Origin of the sequence: Microbispora amethystogenes (assembly GCF_016863015.1) — a bacterium.
Lineage (GTDB): Bacteria > Actinomycetota > Actinomycetes > Streptosporangiales > Streptosporangiaceae > Microbispora > Microbispora amethystogenes.
Map to the genome: position 1 here is coordinate 1 of NZ_BOOB01000148.1, position 677 is coordinate 677.

Annotated in this window: 1 protein-coding gene; it reads left to right on the forward strand. The window is 67.9% G+C overall.

Annotation, left to right across the window (positions count from 1 at the left end; genetic code table 11):
• Window positions 1–70 precede the first annotated feature (70 nt).
• Entirely contained in the window at window positions 71–553 is a 483-nt protein-coding gene (locus Mam01_RS36105) for an IS5 family transposase (protein ID WP_204289701.1), read from the forward strand.
• Window positions 554–677: the final 124 nt, after the last annotated feature.

The window sequence follows — 677 nt, forward strand, 5'->3', positions numbered from 1 at the left end:
GGTTTGAGGTGGGGCGTCGGGGAGTCGGAGAGGTCGTAGATCGACAACGTAAGAGGTCTCCGGTAATTGGTTGATCGACCAAGAAAAACCTGAAACCGGAGACCTCGTGGCCACTGTAGCGGTGACGAGGCGGTTCGACCTCACCGATGCCCAGTGGGCGGTACTGGAGCCGTTGCTGCCGGCGCCCACACGGTCGGGGCGGCCGTCGCTGTTCAGTAAGCGGCAGTTGATCGACGGGATCCGCTGGCGGGTACGGACCGGCGTGCCCTGGCGGGATGTGCCCGCCTGCTACGGATCCTGGTCAGCGGTGTATGCGCTGTTTCGGCGCTATCAACGCGACGGCACCTGGCAGCAGATCCTGACCGCGTTGCAAGCCCAGGCGGACGCGGCTGGGCGCATCACCTGGGACGTCAGCGTCGATTCCACCATCGCCCGGGCGCATCAGCACGCCGCCGGGGCGCGGAAAAGGGGGATCTTCAAGCCGAGCCGCCCGGCGGCAGAGCCGGTACCGAGCCGGCCGATCACGCGCTGGGGCGTTCTCGTGGCGGGCTGACCACCAAGCTGCATCTGGCCTGCGAGCAGGGGCAAAAGCTGCTGTCGATCGTGCTGACCGCCGGGCAGCGCGGTGACAGCCCGCAGTTCACCGCGGTCATCGGCGGCATCCGGGTGCCCCGCCC